This window comes from Ignavibacteriales bacterium (assembly GCA_015709675.1).
Lineage (GTDB): Bacteria > Bacteroidota > Ignavibacteria > Ignavibacteriales > Ignavibacteriaceae > H2-BAC3.
In genome coordinates, this window is sequence record CP054182.1 from 3,118,733 (window position 1) to 3,140,059 (window position 21,327).

General features: G+C 42.5%; 21 protein-coding genes. 5 read left to right on the forward strand and 16 right to left on the reverse strand.

The genetic code is table 11. The features are described from left to right. Positions 1-53 precede the first annotated feature (53 nt). From HRU80_12105 to HRU80_12150, 10 genes are all read right to left on the reverse strand, one after another. Positions 54-1,781: a T9SS type A sorting domain-containing protein gene (locus tag HRU80_12105; protein QOJ29574.1), complete on the reverse strand. Its 1,728-nt coding sequence runs from the start codon at positions 1,779-1,781 to the stop codon at positions 54-56. A 77-nt stretch (positions 1,782-1,858) separates the two neighbouring features. Continuing rightward, positions 1,859-3,556, reverse strand: a complete 1,698-nt coding sequence (locus tag HRU80_12110) for a T9SS type A sorting domain-containing protein (protein ID QOJ29575.1) — start codon at positions 3,554-3,556, stop codon at positions 1,859-1,861. 381 nt (positions 3,557-3,937) lie between these two features. After that, complete coding sequence (locus HRU80_12115) at positions 3,938-4,735, reverse strand: anti-sigma factor (protein ID QOJ29576.1); 798 nt, start codon at positions 4,733-4,735, stop codon at positions 3,938-3,940. Continuing rightward, positions 4,728-5,303 carry a sigma-70 family RNA polymerase sigma factor gene (locus HRU80_12120; protein QOJ29577.1) on the reverse strand — a complete coding sequence of 192 codons (576 nt, stop codon included), beginning with the start codon at positions 5,301-5,303 and terminating at the stop codon, positions 4,728-4,730. The genes HRU80_12115 and HRU80_12120 overlap by 8 nt, the downstream gene beginning before the upstream one ends. Before the next feature lie 148 nt (positions 5,304-5,451). Next, positions 5,452-6,774: an NADH-quinone oxidoreductase subunit NuoF gene (gene nuoF, locus HRU80_12125; GenBank protein ID QOJ29578.1), complete on the reverse strand. Its 1,323-nt coding sequence runs from the start codon at positions 6,772-6,774 to the stop codon at positions 5,452-5,454. Positions 6,775-6,780: 6 nt separating this feature from the next. Further along, positions 6,781-7,254 (reverse strand): NADH-quinone oxidoreductase subunit NuoE, encoded by a 474-nt coding sequence (nuoE, locus tag HRU80_12130; protein ID QOJ29579.1) that lies wholly within the window; start codon positions 7,252-7,254, stop codon positions 6,781-6,783. 15 nt (positions 7,255-7,269) lie between these two features. Then, a complete protein-coding gene (gene nuoD / locus HRU80_12135; GenBank protein ID QOJ29580.1) occupies positions 7,270-8,523 on the reverse strand; it encodes an NADH dehydrogenase (quinone) subunit D in 1,254 nt (417 codons plus the stop codon). Between the two features lie 9 nt (positions 8,524-8,532). Then, the gene (locus tag HRU80_12140) at positions 8,533-9,015 is read right to left on the reverse strand and encodes an NADH-quinone oxidoreductase subunit C (protein QOJ29581.1); all 483 of its coding nucleotides are present in this window, start codon (positions 9,013-9,015) and stop codon (positions 8,533-8,535) included. Between the two features lie 4 nt (positions 9,016-9,019). Further along, positions 9,020-9,532, reverse strand: a complete 513-nt coding sequence (gene nuoB, locus HRU80_12145) for an NADH-quinone oxidoreductase subunit NuoB (GenBank protein ID QOJ29582.1) — start codon at positions 9,530-9,532, stop codon at positions 9,020-9,022. Further along, positions 9,523-9,897 carry an NADH-quinone oxidoreductase subunit A gene (locus HRU80_12150; GenBank protein ID QOJ29583.1) on the reverse strand — a complete coding sequence of 125 codons (375 nt, stop codon included), beginning with the start codon at positions 9,895-9,897 and terminating at the stop codon, positions 9,523-9,525. The genes nuoB and HRU80_12150 overlap by 10 nt, the downstream gene beginning before the upstream one ends. A gap of 251 nt (positions 9,898-10,148) precedes the next feature. Here HRU80_12150 and HRU80_12155 point away from each other — a divergent pair, with 251 nt between their 5' ends. From HRU80_12155 to mdh, 5 genes are all read left to right on the forward strand, one after another. Then, positions 10,149-11,549 carry an MBL fold metallo-hydrolase gene (locus tag HRU80_12155; GenBank protein ID QOJ29584.1) on the forward strand — a complete coding sequence of 467 codons (1,401 nt, stop codon included), beginning with the start codon at positions 10,149-10,151 and terminating at the stop codon, positions 11,547-11,549. 6 nt (positions 11,550-11,555) lie between these two features. Further along, the gene (locus HRU80_12160) at positions 11,556-12,539 is read left to right on the forward strand and encodes a hypothetical protein (protein ID QOJ29585.1); all 984 of its coding nucleotides are present in this window, start codon (positions 11,556-11,558) and stop codon (positions 12,537-12,539) included. Further along, complete coding sequence (locus HRU80_12165) at positions 12,539-14,440, forward strand: hypothetical protein (GenBank protein QOJ29586.1); 1,902 nt, start codon at positions 12,539-12,541, stop codon at positions 14,438-14,440. Before HRU80_12160 ends, HRU80_12165 begins: the two co-directional genes overlap by 1 nt. 49 nt (positions 14,441-14,489) lie before the next feature. Next, complete coding sequence (locus HRU80_12170) at positions 14,490-14,897, forward strand: ATP-binding protein (GenBank protein QOJ29587.1); 408 nt, start codon at positions 14,490-14,492, stop codon at positions 14,895-14,897. A gap of 126 nt (positions 14,898-15,023) precedes the next feature. Then, the gene (gene mdh / locus HRU80_12175) at positions 15,024-15,989 is read left to right on the forward strand and encodes a malate dehydrogenase (protein QOJ29588.1); all 966 of its coding nucleotides are present in this window, start codon (positions 15,024-15,026) and stop codon (positions 15,987-15,989) included. Positions 15,990-16,063: 74 nt separating this feature from the next. Here the strand turns inward: mdh and rpmA are convergent, their stop codons facing one another. The 6 genes from rpmA to HRU80_12205 form a co-directional block, all read right to left on the reverse strand. Next, complete coding sequence (gene rpmA / locus HRU80_12180; protein QOJ29589.1) at positions 16,064-16,321, reverse strand: 50S ribosomal protein L27; 258 nt, start codon at positions 16,319-16,321, stop codon at positions 16,064-16,066. A gap of 10 nt (positions 16,322-16,331) precedes the next feature. Beyond that, positions 16,332-16,640: a 50S ribosomal protein L21 gene (gene rplU, locus HRU80_12185; protein ID QOJ29590.1), complete on the reverse strand. Its 309-nt coding sequence runs from the start codon at positions 16,638-16,640 to the stop codon at positions 16,332-16,334. Positions 16,641-16,706: 66 nt separating this feature from the next. Beyond that, the gene (locus tag HRU80_12190) at positions 16,707-17,723 is read right to left on the reverse strand and encodes an ATP-binding protein (protein ID QOJ30545.1); all 1,017 of its coding nucleotides are present in this window, start codon (positions 17,721-17,723) and stop codon (positions 16,707-16,709) included. A 1-nt stretch (position 17,724) separates the two neighbouring features. Then, positions 17,725-18,411 (reverse strand): response regulator transcription factor, encoded by a 687-nt coding sequence (locus HRU80_12195; GenBank protein QOJ29591.1) that lies wholly within the window; start codon positions 18,409-18,411, stop codon positions 17,725-17,727. Beyond that, positions 18,408-19,415, reverse strand: coding sequence for a Gfo/Idh/MocA family oxidoreductase (locus HRU80_12200; protein QOJ29592.1), 1,008 nt, complete (start codon positions 19,413-19,415; stop codon positions 18,408-18,410). Before HRU80_12200 ends, HRU80_12195 begins: the two co-directional genes overlap by 4 nt. A 1-nt stretch (position 19,416) precedes the next feature. Next, the gene (locus HRU80_12205) at positions 19,417-21,324 is read right to left on the reverse strand and encodes a 1-deoxy-D-xylulose-5-phosphate synthase (protein QOJ29593.1); all 1,908 of its coding nucleotides are present in this window, start codon (positions 21,322-21,324) and stop codon (positions 19,417-19,419) included. Positions 21,325-21,327 lie beyond the last annotated feature (3 nt).

The following is a 21,327-nucleotide window of genomic DNA, read 5'->3' on the forward strand; positions in this document are numbered from 1 at the left end:
TTAAAAAAGCTCCATCAGCCAAAAACTGTTGGAGCTATTTTTTGAAATATATCTTACTTCAACAAAACCGATTTTATCTGTTTTGTACCAATCTTAGTTTGCAGTCGCACAATATAAATACCGGATGATAGGTTCGTACCAGATTCATCCTTTCCGTTCCAGTTAAATCTTTCCCGATTTCCGGTACTGATTCCTTCTGCTAAAGTAATAATCTGCCTGCCCATTATGTCATAAATAACCACTTCAAACCCTTCATGATGTGGTACCGTTACCTCGTAGGTTTGAGTTGCATTGAATGGGTTAGGGTAAGCTGTAATTGAAAAATCATCAGGAGAGATTATTTCATCTTCTAAACTTGTACCAATTGTTGGTTTATAAATTTTCGAAAACTCTCTCACCTGGAATGAATTAAAATTATGTGTAATATAGTCCTGAGATATAATCACTTCCATATTTCCGTCACCGTCAATATCATACATGGTTCCGCCAAAGTATTCACTGCTGACGCCAGAGGGTACTTTATCTCTAAATTTAACATAATAGAGAGCATAATTGTGTTCATTTGGAAATCCGCGGAAGGTTAATATAAAAAACACATTGTCCAGACAGACAATAAGTTCTTCTACACCGTCACCGTTAATATCCTTTGCAAGCATATTATAGGCAGCAAACGAGAAGATCCCTGGTATTTCAATTCTTGCAACCTGCTGATACTGATTGTCTCCTGTTGCTTCAAATGCAGTGAAGCGCGTAATACCAACTCCGTTCCGGAAGGCATCTCCGCCGACCCAAAACTCCTTCCTTCCATTACCGTCTATATCATTACTTGCGGCATGCATATAGGGATTTGAATGTCCAACAGTACCCGTCCATGAATTCGTGTAGGTACCGAGTACTGGTGAATATTCAAGTATCTGGATTTTACCCTTCACATTACCCAATACTATATCAGCATATCCGTCACCATCAATGTCTTCTGCTGAAAATCCTGCGGAATATACATCCTCCTGTCTGAATTCATAAACACTGTCAAAACCATTTTGCTGAGAATTAACAGTCTTAATAAAGTTTCTACCGGGTGATGCAAGTGAATAATAAACCAAATCAGTATTATCATCAAGATTGAAATCCCCAAAAGTCGGATCATTCATTTGATACCCCATATCGTTTAGCATCATTTCATTAACGGGGAAGGATGTATCACTTGGCGCATTCATAACAAAACCATATTTACTGCCTGGAAAAGTCTGAATATATACCTCTAGGTCACCATCATTATCTATATCATACAATGCTTTGGCTCTCAGTAGTGTATCCTTATATATATGTCTGATGATATAATTGTCGAGTTGAGAATCATATTCAAATATTTTCACCGGAAAAGGACCATTGGGGGCATCTAAAAAATATAAATCGCTTCCATAAAATTCCGTTATCCCATTCTTGTTAACATCACCAATCAATACTGGGGCTACAAAACCGCCAGTAGCATTAACCTCCTTCCAAAATGTGTAGCGATCGTGGTATAAAAGTGTATCTACATTTAGAACATCTATTACAACTGTGTCTATTCCATCAACAGGAAGATTGCCTTGTTCAGGATAAATACCTTTTACAATGGATTTACCCCCAGGATATTTTATCAATAGCAAACTGTCCGAATTATTGTATAACTCACTTTCAATGTTTTGCTTTAACAACTCCTGCTTTATTTGCTTCAAATTCTGACCATGCAGAAATATAATCTGCAAAAACAAAAGGCATAATACAATGTTCTTCATAAGATTCTCCATTTATACAGAATGAAAGCTGGTCATCATCTGGTTTAGATGATGACCAGCAGGAACACTTTTACAGATTATTTTAATAAAGCTAATTTAATACTTCGAACAGTTTTGGCCGTTATCAACCGGCAAACATACATCCCGCTTGGTAAGTTTTGTCCATCAAGCACTTTTGTATGCATTCCTTTTGTAAGCGGCTGATTAATCAATATTGCCACCTCGCTACCATTCATGTCAAATATCCTCAAATCTACAAATTGTTCACTTTCTAAAGCAAAAGAAATCTTTGTGGTCGGGTTAAATGGATTTGGATAATTTGCAAATACTGAATAATCTAATTCTTCCATCTCTTCGTTGCCAGAGAATTCCTTACTAAGCTCACCCCCAACAACATAACAACTTGCCGTGCCTGAAAATTCAGATTCATTGTCGTTCAAATCTATTGCCTTTAATTTGTATTGAATCTGTGTACCAGCAGGATCCCCGGCTTGTCTCAAATTCAGCGTATTATCTACATAGTATAGATTTGTAGTAGTTGCTAAGTAAGCCCATGAAGCAGTACCATATTTTCTATATACTTTATAGCCGTTTATATCAGCTTCATTATTCCTGCTCCATTCCAGCCGCGGATGTCCTGTTTGGTTCACCTGTGCAAGGTTCTGTGGTGCTAAAGGAGCAGCATCATTTTGCTTAAATTTAAGGTAATTATCAATCCCATATTTCCATACACAATAAATGTCATTCGAGACAGATGTCATATCTGAAATACTTATCGAACTGCCTTGCTCGATCTCAGTTACACTGCTCCAGGAAATATTGTTATGTGTTCTAAATTCAAGATGATTGCCTACATACAGGATATGTGAGTACCCATTCGATGTTGTGACAAACGAAACTGGAGCCATTACATTGGTTGCTTGGAAAAGTTGTTCGGCTGATGACCAGGTTGTGCTGCCAACTGCCCGCATTTTTACATTGAGATTATTATAAAACAATCCCATCCCACCAACAAACTCATAGTAAAAATTAAATAAGTTTCCATTACCTACCCCAATTCTTTCTAACGAAGATGCAGGTGATGGTCCAAAAACTACCTGAGAATTTCCCCAGGTTGACTGATACTTATCTCTTACTCTTGCAGTTCCCTGATTACCAGGATTTTGATTATAACCGGTATTAAAAGAAACATGGACTCTGTCCTGAGAAACTGTTACGCTGGCATACCCGCCCACAACGCTATATTCATCTGTAACTTCTTTATAATCCAACCACTCATTACTTGGCGCTAGTCTGTAATAATAAGATTCATAGTTATATCCATTATTTTGAAGTGAATAGACAAGGTGAACTGAATTATTATCATAGACAGCATCCAAGCTATTGCAGGTATTTGTTGAAATGTCAATTTCACTAATGTTCGTCCAATTACTCCCTGCATTTGTTGAATATTTTCCCTTTATATAGCCACCATCACGATATATGATGTAAACCTTATCGTTTGAACCTGTTATTGAAGGGAAATTACCCGAAGAAGAAATTGTGGCTGATGAAACAACTGACCCGGAAGTATTAAGCCGGTAATACTTAATTGAGCCGTTTTGCCCCTCTCTAAGTGCTAAGTGAATCCCATCCCTATTGGCAAATTGGTCTAATTTGTCAAGGTAGGGCTCATTAATGGAAGTCGTAACTACAGACTGCCACTGTTGTGCCCAAACGAGGGGGGGGGGGGCGATTAAAAAGAAAGCGAGAAATAGGAAAAATTTGGTTTTCATACTAGGACCCTTAAATTGTTTTGAATACGCCACAAACCTAAAAACTCTTTTTTAAAAAGTCAAGTGAAAAATTCGGTAAAAATAAAATCAGTTTATTGAGAGCTCAATTCTTCCCAAGTGCAGTGCGCTGAATCTCTGAAAAGCCGTTGTATGATGAATCTTAGATAAGAAAAACCATAAAAAAATTTCATCAATTCATTAATGCCGGCAAAACTCAACATTTACTGAAATGTAATATAGATATGCAAATAACCCAGATTTAATACTGAATTATTTGCCGGATTGTTTTCCGGCAGTGCAAAACAAAATCACCAACCCGTTTAAGCAGCAAGGTTAAATCTTGCTTACCAGGTATAATTGCAGGCGGTAAAAATACCTACCTCAATACTCCTTCGGTGCCTGCACTCCTATTATTATCTGATCACCTGAGGGAGCATCTACCCCGCCTTTGGGCTCAACGGTGATAACAAGACCTTCAATTTGTTCAAGGTCAGCAATAGGCAGATTCATCAAAGGATGATATAATACTGAATCTTCATCTAAGATCTGGAGTACTCCCCCGTTAATCATCTTACTGTCTTTTACTAACCACAATTGATAATCTTTTTTCTTATTAGCAGGAAGTTTTGTTTCTGACTGAAACAACCCTGTAGAGTTATCCTTTGTGAGAAAAACTCTGGCTTTGGCGGGCAATCCGTCCGGCGAAGTATGAAGATTAAATAACATATATTTATCCGGATAGATAGTCTGAGCAAGTTCAGCATAAACCCGGTTTCTCTGCATGAGCGAGACAAGCTCCGCCTGCTTTTCGGTTACCTGATTAAATTGAATATATATAACCGATGCTGCCACAATAACAGCCGCTCCAAGAGCATAGGCAGCCGGGTGCCCCACAACAAAATTTATGATGGTAGAAAAAATCGAATCCTTCTCCTGAGCAAATAACTTTTTTCTTTTCGAAATTCTGCTTAAAATCACTCTTTTAATCCGGTTGGATGGCTCAGGGCTTTGTGCTGAAAGCGCCAGACTGTTATAGGCATCAGTGCTATGTTTTTCAAGAGCGTCCGCTAATTCCGGGTCCTGTTCCCGTAGCTCAAGTATTTCAATTCGTTCCTCATTGGTGAGAAGGTCAAACTTCTCAAGAAAAAGCAATTCTTTAAATCGTTTCGTTTTATTCATGTCCTTCATTGTACTGTTCCAGTAATCTGTGAAGTTTAATAAGCCCTTGCCGCATCCTTGTTTTAATCGTTCCAAGTGGCAGTTCAAGAGTGTCTGAAATTTCGGTATGGGTCATTCCTTCAAAAAATGACATTTCAATAACAAGTTTCTGTTCTGGCGGTATCTGCTTCAATGCTTTAATGATTCGCTCAGCGGTTTCATCTATAAGCATGGACTGAAGACCATTCCGGGTTACTGAGTTTTCATGTTCGGAAAAATCATCCGGAGTTTCGCTGAATTGCTGAGCTTCCTTAAATTCCTTCGACCTGATTTTATCAATAGCCAGGTTTCTGGTCATCGCGGTAATCCATGAGTAAACGCTCCCCTTTTGTTCAGAAAAAGACTCTGCATTTTCCCATATTTTTATGAATACATTCTGCAGCAATTCTTCTGAAAGCATTCTGTCCCGGGTAATCCGGTAAATGATTCTGTAACAGAGACTACCATAAAGGTCATACAACTCACCAAGCGCCCGCTCCTGTTTATGGACGATTTCTTTGATGATATTTACTTCTGCTGAACCGGACAAACCGGCAAATCCAGCCACATGACCTCACATTAATTATACGAATTTGCACATGAAACAGATGTAATAATAATCTGAATTCCGGACTTTAAAATAAAAAAGGCGGCGCAATCCCGATTTACGGGGTACACCGCCTTAAAATGTTTAGGAATCAGACTGTTATATCACTCAGCGGATTAACGGTCTGCCTCATGGAGTGTACCTTTTCTTTAACTTTAAGCTGATAATTCTCAGAAACCCGAGCTTCAAATTCATCTCTGAACCGGGTCACCATGAATTTAACCGGCCAGGCAGCAGCCTCGCCGAGCGCACAGATGGTATTACCCTCGATATTATTCGCGACAGTTACCAGCAAATCAACATCATGGGTTGAACCCTCGCCTCTGAGGATTCTTTTGAGAAGCTTTTCAAGCCAGCCCGTACCTTCGCGGCACGGGGTGCACTGTCCGCAGCTTTCATGATGGTAAAATTTCGCTATTCTGGCAAGAACTTTCACCAGATCGGTATCTTCATCCATAACCATGATACCGCCGGTACCAATTGCCGAGCCCGCTGCCCTGAGAGATTCTGCATCCATTTTGACCCCCTCCAGACTATCGCCTCTGAGCGGAGGCATCGAAGATCCGCCGGGAATAACGCATTTGATTTTTTTATCCCCCGGAACACCGCCGGCATATTTATAAATAATATCAGTAAGCAGTGTGCCTGACGGGAGTTCATATACCCCTGGCTTATTCACATGGCCGCTGACACCAAATAATATGGTTCCAGGGTGTTTTGGCTCCCCGATGGCTGAAAACCACTCCCAGCCCTTGGTTATAATCGGAGGAACATTGGTAATGGTCTCTACATTATTAATTGTGGTGGGGCAGCCCCAGAGACCGTTCTGTGCCGGGAATGGCGGCTTAACTCTCGGATATCCGCGCTTCCCTTCAATGGAGTTCATCAATGATGATTCTTCTCCGCAGATATATGCTCCGGCTCCCTTGTGAATATAAATATTGCAATGGAACTGCGTGCCGAATGTTTCTTTCATCTTCTCGCCAACCAGACCTGCTTCATAGGCATCGTCAAGGGCTTTCTGCATCAGCTTAATCCACTTATGATACTCGCCTCTTATATAAATGTAGCAGTTATTCGCCTGAATTGCATAACAGGTAATAAGGATGCCTTCTATCAGCTGATGAGGGTTATACTCAAAAATCTGTCTGTCCTTAAATGAGCCCGGTTCGCTCTCATCGCCGTTCACGCAAAGGTATTTCGGCTTGGAGGTTGTTTTGGGCATAAAGCTCCATTTCAGACCGGCGGAGAATGCTGCTCCCCCTCTGCCGCGGAGACCTGATTTCTTCACCTGATCTATAATATCATCGGGTGACTGGCCGTAGGCCTTTTTTACTGCCTGGTAGCCGCCGTTTGCTTTATATACATCAAGCTGATGGAGATTTGGTATATCGGGTAAAACTATTTTTTCCATACAATCTTATTTAAGTGAGTCCAGAATCTGAAGAGTTTTTTCGGTATCAATGTTCTCATGATAATCTTCATTGACCGCTATCATCGGGGCAGTGCCGCAGGAGCCCATGCATTCAACTTCTTCAAGGGAGAAGAGCATATCTTCAGATACGCCTCCGTTTTCCAGTTTCAGTTTATCGCGGACGGCATTGTAGATATCATATCCTCCGCGGAGCATGCAGGAAACATTTGTGCAAACCTGGATGTGGTATTTGCCAGCCGGTTTTTTGTGGTACATCGTATAAAATGTTACCACGCCAAGAACTTCTTCCTGAGTCATCTCAAGAATGCGGGCTACTTCGGTCATTGCTTCGCCGGAGATCCAGCCGTGCTGCTCCTGAACGATATATAACACCGGCATTACTGCCGCTTTTTTCTGCGGATATTTTGCAATTGCCGCTTCAACTTTCCGGAGATTTTCTTCTGTGAACTGAAATTTCATGTACCTTAAATCCTGTTATTTATCTGCTTCGCCCATCACCGGATCAATACTTCCGATAATCGCAATAACATCTGAAATCATGTGCCCTTTTACCAGATGAGGCAGGGACTGTAAATTAACAAAGGAGGGGGAACGGATTTTCAATTTCCATGGATGTCCTTCACCTTCACTCACGATATAAAATCCGAGTTCTCCTTTAGGATTCTCAACCGCATGATATATCTGACCCTTTGGCGGATTAGTGCCAAAGTTCACCAGCATGAAGTCGTGAATCAGCTCTTCCATTCTGGAGTATATCTCTGTTTTTTTCGGGAGCACCTTTTTGGGAGCATTGAGCATAATTTCACCTGCAGGCATTTTGTCAATCACCTGTCTGATAATCTTTACGCTCTCACGGATTTCATCTGCCCTTACAAAATAACGGGCAAGACTGTCCCCTTCATTGAAGGTGACAACCTTAAAATCCATCTCATTATAGAAAAGATATGGCGCTGCCCTTCTCAGGTCGTATGCCACTCCGCTTCCTCTGAGTGAAGGTCCGGTTAAGCCAAGACTTAATGCATCTTCACCTGAGATAACGCCAATACCTTCAAGACGCTCAAGGAAAATTCTGTTTCCGTTGAGCAGGCGTTCCATCTCATCAAGTTTTTCTTCGAGCTGCTCTATGAAATCCTTTACACCCCGCAGCGTGCCTGCGTCAATATCCTGCGCAACACCGCCGATACGGGTATAGCTTGTGGTGAATCGTGCTCCGCAGATTACATCATACAGATCAAGTATTTTTTCCCGCTCACGCAGACCCCACAGGAATACCGTAAGTGCTCCTACATCCATTGCCAGCGCGCCGATTGCCACCAGATGTGAAGCGATCCGTGAAAGCTCGCTCATCATCATTCGTATATACTGAGCGCGTTTAGGGGCTTCTATATCAAGCAGTTTCTCTACCGCAAGCGCGTAAGCAACATTGTTGGCCGGAGGAGAAAGATAGTCAAGACGGTCGGTGTGCGGTATATATTCAAGATAGCCCATGTTTTCAGCCATCTTTTCATAACCGCGGTGCAGGTACCCTAACTCGGGAACGCAGGCAACAACTGTTTCGCCGTCAAGACGGAGCAGCAGCCGGAGCACGCCGTGTGTAGCAGGGTGCTGCGGTCCCATGTTAAGTACCATTTCATTTTCTAACGCATCCTCAACGGTGATATCTGAGTCCATGGCAAGGAGTGCCTGAACTATTTTCGGATGCACATCATCTTTGGTTAATTTCTGCATAGAGTACTTCTACTTTTTCGGAAGGGGAAGTGATCCGGGAATTCCCATAAGCGGGAAATCTTTCCGGAGAGGATGATATTCAAATTCTTCGGGCATATACATTCTTCTCAGATCCGGATGGTTTTTGAAGTGTATGCCGTACATATCGTATGTTTCGCGCTCAGCCCAGTCTGCGGATTTCCAGATGGAATAGACAGAATCAATTTCGCATTCGCTCTCATCCACCGAAGTTAACAGACGGAGCCGGAATTTATTATTTATAGAAAACATCTGATAAACCACCTGAAAACGGTTGGTTCTTTTTGCCCAGTCAATCGCTGTAACGTCTTCAAGCTGAACAAAATCAAGCTGGGGCTCATTTTTCAGGAAATCGCACAGTTCTATAACGATATCCTTCGGAAAACTAATAGTCAGTTCTCCTCTGAATTCAGAAAAGTCAAACTGCACCCCTGGAAATTGCTCCGTCAGGAGCTTTTCTAATGTTTCGCGCATATGTTTAATTCTGGTTTATAAGAGATTTTGGAAGATCCTGGAAATCCCGCGCTCTTGTATTGCCGATTTTTTCCTGAATGTGCATCAGAGCGTTAAGAAGATTATCAGGTCTTGGCGGGCATCCTGCCACGTAGATATCAACCGGTAAAAACTGGTCAATTCCCTGCACCACTGAATATGAGCGGTACATTCCTCCGGTAGAGGTGCATGCTCCCATGGCAATTACCCATTTCGGGTCAGGCATCTGATCGTAGATTTTTTTCACCACTTTTGACATCTTGTAGGTAACCGTACCGGCTACCAGCATAACATCTGACTGGCGGGGTGTAAAACGCATAACCTCTGAGCCAAAACGAGCAATGTCATATTTCGGGTCTGCTGAGGCCATCATTTCGATAGCGCAGCATGAAATACCCATTGGCATTGGCCATACGGCACTTTTTCTTGCCCAGCCGGTAATTGCGTCAATGGTGGTGGTTACAAAACCTTCCTGCTGAATGATTGCTTCTAATCCCACTTAAAGCCTCCTTTTTTATATACGTAAAGAAAACCAATTTCAAACACTATCAAAAACAATAACATCGAATAAAAAGCCGTAGTTCCTACTGCCGGATCATTATACAGAGACTTAAACTGGACTGCCCACGGATAGACAAAAATTACCTCAAGATCAAAAATGATGAATAACATCGCGACCAGGTAATATTTTACGGATACCCTCTCAAAAGCGGTGCCGACGGGTTTCATCCCGCTTTCGTACGTGGAGAGTTTTTCCTCGTTCGGACGCTGGGGACCGAAGAGACCGGAGGACATAACCGTCCCAACGGCAAAAACTATTGCAAATCCGAAGACAAGGAATAATGGTATATAGGTTTCAATCATAAGGAAAATTAATTATTTTGAACTCCAATTTATTATAATTGGCTTTTATAATCAATTTACAATAAATTCTTTCTGATATTTAACGATTTTATGCACGGAAGCAGCCTTATTCTCACAAAAATCAGCTCCTGCGAACAGAGTTTTGGGGAGTTTTCTCCACTTTTGACTGCCCCTCTGAATTCAGCCGGGACTCCCCTTGGCTTCCTGCTTAATGTCCTCAAATTCCAACCTAAACCTTCTGAAGGAATCACATGAAAATCAAATTTATTGGCGCTGCACGCACCGTTACCGGATCACAACATCTCCTCGAAGTTAACGGAACGAAAATACTGCTTGATTCAGGCCTTTTTCAGGGAAAAAGAAAAGAATCCTTTGAATTAAACCGGAATTTCGACCAGTTTGACCCTGCTGAAATTGATTGTATCGTCCTCTCCCACGCACACGTGGATCATTGCGGAAATATCCCCTCCCTGGTCAGAAGGGGCTTCAAAGGGCCTATTTACTCGACTTTCGCAACCAGAGACCTTACCTCCCTCCTCCTAAAAGATAGCTGCCATATTCAGGAAAAAGACCTGGAATTCGTCAACAAAAAAAGGAAAAAGAACGGACAGCATCTTTTTGAGCCGCTGTATGAGATTGAGGATGTGGAAGAAACCATGAATCTTTTCATGTGCATCAATTACCACCGGACCCTGCAGATCGCCCCGGGCGTTAAAATCACCTTTTATGATGCCGGCCATATCCTCGGGAGTGCTGTTACTCACTTTGAACTGGAAGAACATGGCAAGAAAATAGACTTCGGATTCTCGGGTGATATTGGAAGGGTAAATATGCCCATACTCCGGGATCCGGAAATTTTACCCGATGTGGATTATTTTATTTGTGAATCCACCTATGGCGGCAGATTCCATGATGACTATGCGGAAACTGAGTCAAAACTTGCTGAACTGCTCAATAAAGCGCATCATCAAAAATCGAAGATTATTGTTCCGGCATTCAGCGTAGGCAGAACCCAGGAAATTCTTTATTCCCTCCACCTGGTTTTTGAGAACAAACTGGCTCCGAGAATTCCGATATATGTAGACAGTCCCCTCTCAGTAAATGCTACCGATGTTTACGGGCTGCACAGCGAATGCTTTGATGATGAGATGAAAAAGATTGTGCGGGAGAATCAGGATCCCTTCGGATTTGCAAAACTCTCATATATAACAGCCGTTGAGGACTCAAAAGAACTGAATGAAAAATCAGGGCCTATGATGATTATTTCTGCCTCGGGAATGGCGGAGGCCGGCCGTGTTCTTCACCACCTGGCGAATAACATTCAGAATCCGAATAACATCGTTCTGATGGTCGGATACTGCGCGGAAAATACTCTGGGCAGAAAAATCGTTGAGCGCGAACCGGAAGTCAATATCTTCGGAGAAATGTTCAGTCTTAAATCGGAAGTGGCAGTATTCAACTCACTTTCAGCACACGCTGATGCTGATGAGCTTCTGGAATATTGTAACGGACTGGATAAAAATAAGCTGAAAAAAGTATTCCTTGTTCATGGCGATTATGACCAGCAGGTAAAAATGTCCGAACGGCTTATTAAAAACGGTTTTCAGTCTGTTGAAATACCCGAAAGGGGCCAGGAATTTCTTCTCACCTGAGAACTGATGAAAACAGCTCTGTTTTATGTGAGTACCGCAATAATCCTCCTGCTTCAGGGGTGTGAACGGCTTCCGGTTACTTCACCAGGATCAGATACATTTCCGCCTGCAGTGCCATCCGGCCTGCAGGTTTCCTATGAAGCTGACGGTGAGGTTGAGCTGATCTGGGAAAGAAATTATGAACCGGATATCGAATCTTATACCATTTACCGGCGGCCGGACAGTTCCGGAAGTATATATACCATGGCGGGAAGGACCTTTGACAGCTATTTTTTTGATACAGAACTTGAGTACAACGTCCGGTATATCTACCGAATAACGGCTGAGGATAATGCAGGTAATATCAGCGCGTTTTCTGATTCAGTAATTGCAGCACCGGTAAATCTCTATGCTCCCCGGAGACCACGGAATCTTCTTGTCTATGGCCAGAATTTGCAGGGGAAACTCTCAGTTGAACTGAGCTGGGCAAAACCATTTGATACTGATATAGCGTATTTCCAGATACACAGAGGTACCGATGAAGCATTTGTGCCGGATGCTTTAAATCAGGCAGGCAACTCTCAAACAACCCGGTTCACTGATTCATCAGGACTGCAGACCGGCATACAATACTTTTATAAACTGATTGCTGTTGATAAAGGCGGTCTGAAAAGTATTGCAAGCAGTGTGAATTCAGATATTATTCTCCCCCTGCCTGAAATCATCTATCCACGGAACGGTGATATCATCCCCCGTTTTTATCATGTAAGGGTAAGCGGCATTCCATTCAGTGCATCCTACAGGCTTATTCTGCAAAGCAATGAAGTATCAGGAATGCTCTGGTCAACAGAACTGTGGCATAACGGCGGATCAGACGAAGTGAGCATACCCATTCAAACCTACTATCTGTCTGCAAACCGTGATTATTATATCAGGATTGAAACCTACCGTAAATCAGAGGTGTTCCCGAATGGAATTACTGCCGCTGTAAAATTTGCGATTACGAACTGATGAAATCAGCTGCCCTCTCAGTTTATATACTCCTTTTATTTCTGCAGGGTCCGGGGTTTTCAGCAGAGCCCGATTCTATTCCGGATCCTGACACAGCGCTGAAACCCTTTTATTATACACAATATGACAAACAACTGGTAACTCATCTTTTTACAAATAAGCTGTTGTATAAGGGAAGTTACAGCGGAGCAGAGTTCTTCGCAAAGAATATTTTCACGTCAACCATAACGGAAGTTTCATCAAAATTCATCAAAGATGAGGAGGAGACGGAAATAACCGGTGAATATTTTCTGAACCGTTCAGTCAGCACCGGTATATCAGCATCAAGAATTGCACAGAATGATAACCGCTCCGTTGAACTCAACTCCTCGGCACTTAACCGATACACCCTGCATCTGGGCATAAAACCGGCTGGAGAATTATATATACAATCCTTTGCCGGATACTCAGGGCATAAGCAGCTGAATGAAAACAACAGCGGGGTTTACTATGGTGCTTCAGCAATACTCCCGGAAACATTTTTTGAGAATACCAGGACTGAGGGATCTGTTCTTCTGAGTAATGAAGATATTATGCCCCGCAGAAACCTGAACAGGACAGTGCGCCTTAGTGTGGTTAATCTGTTTCCGGAGGCAGTCCTGATGGGTATCAGTGCTGATTACACAAACCAGAGAAGGGACTTCTATCTCAACGCAGACCCTGCGCTGCAGTCACTCCACAGTATAACAAGAAATATTCAAACCCGCAGCGAAATAAAATCAGAACTCAGCGGCTTTGTCCAGTCGGGTAATTTGTTTCCTCTCATCAGAGCCGAAGGAGAATTCCGGCTGCAATACCGAACGGTTGACAGAGATTACCGTTACAAACCCATCACTTTCACCAATGCAACCGGACTTGGCTCTGAATTAAGTGCTTTTCGTTTTGAGGGAAGCGGCAGTGCGGCTATCAACTTTTATCCGGTACTGATCCGGCTCAGGGGCACCATTATCCAGCAGGAAGAGAAAAACAGTCTTCGCAGTGAACCCTCCGTAGATGCTTTTCTTCTTCAGCAGTTTAATCAAAAAGAGCAGGAAAAGAACTTCCTGACAACCCGGATAAGTTTAGGCACATCAATCTCATGGTATCTTTCGGAAGATGAGTTTTTTGCACTCGATGCAACGCAGCAAAAACTCACGTATGATACGCCTGCCCTTCTGAATTATGATGACCGGGATGAACTGATGAGTGTTCTGAGAATTTCGTATGAAAATCGCACAAAACGTGAGTTTCAGTGGTCAGCTGGTCTGGAAGGTTATATTTCGCGGAACGCATACCTTTTTGCCCAAAGAAGCGCCAACAACTCCCATAACCGTTTTCTGAAGTATTTTGCCTCATCCCTGCTCCGGTTCCCAGGACTTACCTCACGGAACTATGCAGAGGTTTCCGCGCTTTATACTGTATACGATTTTGAGGATCTTCTCCCTAATTATAGGAGTCTCTCTTTCAGGCAGTTTTTTCTCTCCGACTCAACATCCGTTCCGCTTAGCGGAGGTTTGTCTTTTCAGGCGGATATCAGTCTGAAACTGGCGGAACAGGGTTTTCTCTACTGGGAAGAGTTCAGCACTTTGCCTGAAAGATATGTTAAAGAATTTCTGATTTCTCCTAAACTTGAATACCGTTTTTTTGATCTGGTCATATTTGCCGGTTACCGATTTCTGAACATATCCCTTTTCCGTTATGAAAAGACCGTAAAATCTCTCAGTGAGAATTATAGCTCCAGCGGGCCGGTGTTTTCATTGTATTATAGCCGGGGTGAAAAGTATTCTGCCTCTCTGAGTATTTATCAGGAGTATCAGAAAAGCAATACCACGTCCGGCAGGCAGAATTCAAATATAAACACCTCTGTGCAGTGGTTTTTTTAGTGATGAAATCTCACAGAATTCTTAACTTTCTCAATCAAATTTTGGATGCATGAGTAACTATTTTCTCGAAATACCAAGTGATGCCTCTCAGCTGATAACTGTTGAGGAGTTCGTAAACTATGCTGCAGCAGAACTGCAGCTGGGCGAGGATATGATTGCTGAAATGCTCCTGATAGTTACCGAGGCCACAACCAACGCAATAAGACACGCTAATAAAAACAATCCTGAAAAAACCGTGAGCATCCAGATTTACCGAAACGGAGAGTTCATTACAATCAGTATTAAAGATCAGGGGGCTGGTTTTGATCCTGACAATATTCCTGATCCAACCACTCCGGAAAATATCCTTAAAGACCATGGGCGCGGTCTGTTTCTTATGAGAACCTATGCGGAGGATGTACGCTTCAATATCACCCCTGAGGGCACTGAAACAATTCTCATGTTAAAAATAAAATAAGCTGTTATTTTTAACTCTTCCCCTCCCCTTAATTACTGCTCTCTTTGATCTGCGGTTTGTTTTATTCTCGGATAATTCTTAGGATATTTGAGAGTAAAATTTTCAATTATTTCCAAAGGATAGAAAATGAGCAGAAAAAAAATAGCTTTAATTGGAGGAGGCCAGATTGGCGGAGTCCTCGCTCAGCTTGCGGCAATGCGTCAGCTTGGCGATGTAATTCTTTTTGATATCGTAGAAGATCTTCCGCAGGGTAAAACTCTTGATATTGCTGAGGCCTCTGCAATTGATAAGTTTGATGTATCAGTAAAAGGCACAAACGATTACAAAGATATCGCCGGCTCTGATCTGGTAATTATTACCGCAGGACTGCCCCGCAAGCCTGGGATGAGCAGAGATGATTTGCTTTCTGTAAATGCAAAGATCATGAAAACAGTTGCTGAAGGTGTCCGTGAATATGCACCAAACTCAATTGTAATCATCATCTCAAATCCATTAGACGCAATGGTTACCCTTTTCAAGAAGGTATCAGGATTCCCTGCCAACAGGGTTATGGGACAGGCAGGAGTCCTCGACTCATCCAGATTTGCCTCATTTATCGCCTGGGAGCTTGGTGTATCGGTTAAGGATGTAAGCGCACCGGTTCTGGGCGGTCATGGTGACACAATGGTCCCTCTGGTGCGTTATGCCAGTGTGAACGGACTCCCGGTTATGGAATTACTGGAAAGAAAATATAATGATTCGGCAAAAGCTAAAGAAGTAATGACTGCCATGGTGGAAAGAACCAAACAGGCCGGCGGAGAGGTCGTAAAACTGCTTAAAACCGGTTCTGCCTTCTATTCTCCTGCATCAGCAGCTATTCAGATGGCTGAAGCCATTCTGAGGGACGAAAAACGCGTCCTGATGGTCTGTGCGCTTCTTGAGGGAGAATTTGGTGTTAACGGCTACTACGTTGGCGTACCGGCCATCCTGGGTGCTAATGGTGTTGAGAAAGTTGTTGAAGTATCACTCAACGCAGAAGAAAAGGCACTGATGGATAATTCAGTTAATGCTGTTACAACCTTAGTGGAGGATATGGAACGGCTCGGGTTTTAATCCCCTGATCGAAATAAGCATAAAAAAAACCCGCTCAATTTGAGCGGGTTTTTTATTAAACGGGGTTTAGATTCTTAGTTCGCGTTGTAAACAGAAACGAACTGTCTGTCGCCTCTGCCACGCTCAAACTTAACCTGACCGGTAATAAGGGCAAAAAGAGTGTCATCTCCGCCGATACCGACATTATTGCCAGGATGAAATTTGGTACCACGCTGGCGCACAAGAATTTCACCAGCATTGACAACCTGACCACCAAATCTCTTTACGCCGAGCCGCTGGGCATTACTGTCTCTTCCGTTTTTGGTAGAACCCTGACCTTTTTTATGAGCCATTGTGTTATCCTTATCCTATTTTTGTAATTTCTACACGGGTTAAATCGGTTCTGTGGCCGTAGCTCTTTTTGTAACCGGTTCTTCTTTTCTTTTTAAATACTAATATTTTATCGTCCTGAACATGCTCAAGCACTTTACCGGATACTTTTAATCCGTTTACATAGGGTGCACCCACTTTTGTACCTGAATCATCAGAAAGAAGCAGAACTTTATCAAAAGTTACTTCAGACTCAACTTCTGCATGCAGAAGGGGTACATAGTGTTTTTCTTTTTCAGAAACAATAAATTGTTTACCTGCAATCTCAACAACTGCGAACATTCAGACTCCGTTTAAAGATAGACCCCAAAAATAAGAAATATCAATAAAAAAATCAAAAATAAAATTCTACTTTTTCAACATGAAATAGAATTCAGAGCCCTGCCCGGGCACACTGTCCACCTGAATTACCGACCCATGGGCCTCTATAATATGCTTCACAATAGCCAGACCTAACCCCGTGCCTTCAATTTCCTTGGATCTGGCTTTATCTACCCTGTAAAAGCGCTCAAAAACGCGTGACAGATCCTCTTCGGCGATGCCGATACCTGTATCCCGGACTGAAATACGGGCTTTTTTCTGTTCACTGCTCACTTCCACCGTTATTTCCCCGGTTTCTGTGTATTTGATCGCATTCTGGATCAGATTATGCATCACCTGCTTAAGCCGGTTTTTGTCCCCGTAAACATCAAAATCCTTTTCCGGCAGGATAAACCTGAAACCAATCCCCTTCCGGGCTGCCTCATCAGCATAATCGGAAAAATTGGTTTTCAAATAATCACACACAGCAAAATAGCGGAAACTCATTTTCATCTCACCTGCTTCGATAAGGGAGATTTCCACCAGATCATTCAGCAGTGAGGCGAGGTTATTGCTGTGGAACATCGCCTTTTCAAGAAAATGGATATTCACTTTAGGGTCATGAATTGCTCCGTTCAGCAAAGTTTCAAGAAAACCCTGTATGGCAAAAAGCGGAGTCTTTAATTCATGAGAAACATTACTCAGAAACTCAGTCCTCACCCTCTCAAGCCGGCGGAGTGAGTTAATATCACGCTGAATCTGTCTGTAGGCCAGCTGAATTTCCGATTCGAGGTCTTGTAATCCGGAGTTGAGGGTTATACTCTCATGTGAGGGGAGTTCATTTTGCCTGATCTTTCTGATTACCGCGATCAGTTCTTTAATGTCTGCTCTTTTTCTTCGGTGGAAGAGAAAAGCAAACGATACTGTAAGTACTGAAAATAAAAGAAGGTATAAAATGGTTAATTCTTCGGGTACCGCTAAGAAAGAAATAAGAACTGAAACAGAGATATAAAAGATTATATATTCTTTATAGTAAAGAATCCTGCTTCTGAACTGAATCAAAATATCAGTAAAGGACTTTAATCCTGTAGCCAACGCCTTTTATTGTCTCAATAGCATCAGAATAGCGGCCAAGTTTTTCACGTATCTTTCTTACATGAACATCAATCGTTCTGTCCCCCACATAAACATCGGAGCCCCAGACTTCTTTCAGAAGCAATTCGCGGTTAAGAACTTTGCCGGGGAAACTCATAAGAAAAAAAAGAAGTTCAAATTCCTTTTTGGGGAAGATGACTTCTTCAGAATTTATATATACGAGATACTTTTCCCGGTTTATGGTTATAGGACCATTTTCAATCTGCACAACCGAATGCTCCTGTCCGGATGACTCCATATTTCTGAAAATGGTTTGTACCCGGGCAATCAGTTTTTGGGGTGAAATTGGCTTAACGATATAGTCATTAGCCCCCATGTTTAAGCCGTTAATTTCATCTGCTTCCGCTGCCTTAGCTGTGAGAAAAATTACCGGAAGTTTCTCCGTTTTTTTATCATCTCTAAGGCGTTTGCAGACTTCAAACCCGTTAAGTTTAGGCATCATTACATCAAGTATCACAAGATCAGGATTTTCCTGAACTTTACTTAATGCCTCCTCCCCGTCATAGGCAGTTATTACAAAATAATTCTCCTTCTCCAGGTTATACCTGACCATCTCAACAATATCTTTCTCATCGTCAACAAGGAGAATTTTTCTCATAACTTGAGTGCTATTTCCTTTTTATCAGAGTTTGACTGATACATCGCCTCAATAATCCGCATGCGTGAAAGTGATTCATTTCCGGGAGAAAGATTAGGATTCAGCCCTTTACATGCACCGATAAAGTGTTTAATTTCATTCTGGTAAGACTTCTTGAAGAGAGTAATCTCCGATTCAGACTTGAACGGAGTCATATCAACCATAGTGCCTCCGCTTCTTTTGTAAACCCGGAACGGATTAATACTGGCATTCCCCTTTGAACCATATACATCAAAATATAAATTATCCCTGTCTGAGCCGATTGACCAGCTTGATTCAAGGAAAATGAGGGAGTTGTTCGCACAACGAATTTTACTGATTGAAGAATCTTCTACGCTGCTGGTAAAATGTGAAAAATTATGTGTTGAAACTGACTTAATTGCCGGATAATTTAGCAGCCAGAGACTCAGATCAAGCAGCACGATTCCAAGATCAAAAATAACCCCGCCGCCACTTTTTTCCTTATCGGTAAACCATTTGCTGTCACTGCTCTGCTTTTTAAGCCAGCCGGCTTTAACATAGAAAAGTTCACCAATTTCACCGGAATTCGCAATACTCTTCAGCAGCATAATATCAGGCCGGTAACGCATATTCATTCCAACCATCATGGTTACTTTTGTCTTCTGAGCCAGTTCGACAATGTCCTTTGCCTCCTGATAGGTTCTGGCAATTGGTTTTTCGATAAGAAGATTAATCTTTCGGCTGATAATCTCCTTTGCGATTTCTGTATGGGTTGAGGTAGGTGTTGCCACTAAAACAGCATCAACCTGAACCTCATCAAGCATCTGGCGGTAATCAGTATATGCACCTGATATATTATACTTTTCAGAAACTGTTTTCAGCCGGTTTTTATTTAGTTCGGCCGCGGCTGGTACGGTAACGCCCGCCATTTTCTTAAGGATTGGTAAATGAACCAGCTGCGCTACACTCCCCAATCCTATTACTGCAATCCTGAAGTTTTCCATATCAGATCTCTATTTTATGATTTTCCATAAATTCGGCCACTCTTTCGGTTATGCCTCTTGGATCAATCTTAAGCAGCGCGTGAAGTTCTGCCTGAGTTCCATGGTCCACAAAATAATCAGGAAGCCCTATACGCAGAAGATCATTCTTCAGGCCTTTGTCAATCATATATTCTGCTACAGCACTGCCGAAGCCGCCGACAATACTATTTTCTTCCAAAGTGACTATCTTTGAGTAATTCGCTGCTGCTTCATCAATAATATCGGTATCAAGCGGTTTAACATATCTCATGTTATAAAGGCCAGCGTTGATTCCCTGTTCCTTCAGAAGAGGCAGAGCCTTTTCAGCATAATCAACCATTGAACCGACTGCAAGAATTGCCACATCCTCCCCTTTATTGAGCAGTTCACCCTTGCCTATCGGATACATCTCAAACTCTTCTTTCATCTCAACTCCGAGAGCTGATCCTCTTGGGTAGCGGACTGCTACAGGTCCTTTTTTGTAATAAACCGCCGTATATACCATATTGCGGAGTTCAGCCTCATCCTTAGGGGCCATTATAACCATTCCGGGAATCATTCTTAGATAACTGAGATCAAAGGTACCATGATGTGTTGGACCATCCGCACCGACAAGTCCCGCACGATCAAGAATAAATACTGCATGTAATTTCTGCAGTGCAACATCATGAATAATCTGATCAAAAGCTCTCTGCATGAATGTAGAGTATATAGCAACCACTGGAGTGATTCCCTGAGTAGCAAGCCCCGCAGCAAAAGTCACAGCGTGTTCTTCTGCTATACCAACATCAATATAATTTGCGGGATGACGCTCCTGAAGGATATTAAGTCCGGTTCCGTCCGGCATTGCAGCAGTGATTCCGACAACTTTCTTATCCTTTTCTACAATATCGCTCAGTGCATTACCGAAGATGGTTGTATATGCCGGAGGAGCGCCTGATTTTTTGAAGGCCTTTCCGGTAAGTTTGTCAAACGGTGTTGAGGCATGCAAACGCTGCTCATGAGATTCAGCGGGTGCATAACCCTTTCCTTTCTGTGTAATGGTATGAATAAGGATGGGACCGTTTAACTCTCTGACCTGTTCAAATAATTTGATCAGCTGATGTAAATTGTGTCCGTTTACCGGCCCAAAATAACGGAATCCCAAAGCTTCAAAAAGCATACCCGGAGTAACAACGGATTTAATTCCGCTCTCCAGGCGTCCTGCAATTTTTCTGAGGCGGTCGCCAAAAGTATCAAGTTTGCCGGTCATATCCCATACATATCCCTTAAACTTATTGTAATCCGGGTGAGCAATCATCTGAGTAAAATAATTTGATAACTGCCACACATTCGGTGCTATTGACATATTATTGTCGTTGAGCACCACAACCAGATCTGAGCGCAGTACACCGGAGTTATTCATCGCTTCATATGCCATGCCGCCGGTCATTGCGCCATCACCAATAACTGCAACTACTTTATTGCGGGTATTGTTATACTTCTGAGCAACAGCCATTCCAAGTGCTGCAGAGATGGACGTTGATGCGTGTCCGGCTCCGAAAGTATCGTATTCGCTCTCTGTGCGTTTTAAAAATCCGGAAATACCATTCAGCTGCCTGATAGTGGGGAGAAGTTCTTTTCTGCCGGTGATAATTTTATGCGGGTATGCCTGATGCCCTGTATCCCACACAATAAGATCATCCGGGGTCTTAAATGCCGTGTGAAGCGCAACGGTAAGTTCCACAGTACCGAGTCCGCCTCCAAAGTGACCACCAATCTCCGAAATCACATCAACCATGTAATTCCGGATATCCTGGCATAGCTCCCGCAGGGTTTTGATATCCATATCCCTCATGCGGGATGGATTATCAATCTGTTTAAGGACTTTATAATTGTTCATGTCAACCATGGA

Bases quoted from the DNA above. Each gene is read 5' to 3' on its own strand.
- HRU80_12105 (QOJ29574.1), bottom strand. From the start codon at position 1,781: ATGAAGAACATTGTATTATGCCTTTTGTTTTTGCAGATTATATTTCTG.
- HRU80_12160 (QOJ29585.1), top strand. From the start codon at position 11,556: ATGAAAACAGCTCTGTTTTATGTGAGTACCGCAATAATCCTCCTGCTT.
- HRU80_12155 (QOJ29584.1), top strand. From the start codon at position 10,149: ATGAAAATCAAATTTATTGGCGCTGCACGCACCGTTACCGGATCACAA.
- nuoE (QOJ29579.1), bottom strand. From the start codon at position 7,254: ATGAAATTTCAGTTCACAGAAGAAAATCTCCGGAAAGTTGAAGCGGCA.
- mdh (QOJ29588.1), top strand. From the start codon at position 15,024: ATGAGCAGAAAAAAAATAGCTTTAATTGGAGGAGGCCAGATTGGCGGA.
- HRU80_12140 (QOJ29581.1), bottom strand. From the start codon at position 9,015: ATGCGCGAAACATTAGAAAAGCTCCTGACGGAGCAATTTCCAGGGGTG.
- HRU80_12150 (QOJ29583.1), bottom strand. From the start codon at position 9,897: ATGATTGAAACCTATATACCATTATTCCTTGTCTTCGGATTTGCAATA.
- HRU80_12165 (QOJ29586.1), top strand. From the start codon at position 12,539: ATGAAATCAGCTGCCCTCTCAGTTTATATACTCCTTTTATTTCTGCAG.
- rpmA (QOJ29589.1), bottom strand. From the start codon at position 16,321: ATGGCTCATAAAAAAGGTCAGGGTTCTACCAAAAACGGAAGAGACAGT.
- HRU80_12170 (QOJ29587.1), top strand. From the start codon at position 14,490: ATGAGTAACTATTTTCTCGAAATACCAAGTGATGCCTCTCAGCTGATA.
- HRU80_12200 (QOJ29592.1), bottom strand. From the start codon at position 19,415: ATGGAAAACTTCAGGATTGCAGTAATAGGATTGGGGAGTGTAGCGCAG.
- nuoD (QOJ29580.1), bottom strand. From the start codon at position 8,523: ATGCAGAAATTAACCAAAGATGATGTGCATCCGAAAATAGTTCAGGCA.
- HRU80_12195 (QOJ29591.1), bottom strand. From the start codon at position 18,411: ATGAGAAAAATTCTCCTTGTTGACGATGAGAAAGATATTGTTGAGATG.
- HRU80_12205 (QOJ29593.1), bottom strand. From the start codon at position 21,324: ATGGTTGACATGAACAATTATAAAGTCCTTAAACAGATTGATAATCCA.
- HRU80_12115 (QOJ29576.1), bottom strand. From the start codon at position 4,735: ATGAATAAAACGAAACGATTTAAAGAATTGCTTTTTCTTGAGAAGTTT.
- HRU80_12110 (QOJ29575.1), bottom strand. From the start codon at position 3,556: ATGAAAACCAAATTTTTCCTATTTCTCGCTTTCTTTTTAATCGCCCCC.
- nuoF (QOJ29578.1), bottom strand. From the start codon at position 6,774: ATGGAAAAAATAGTTTTACCCGATATACCAAATCTCCATCAGCTTGAT.
- rplU (QOJ29590.1), bottom strand. From the start codon at position 16,640: ATGTTCGCAGTTGTTGAGATTGCAGGTAAACAATTTATTGTTTCTGAA.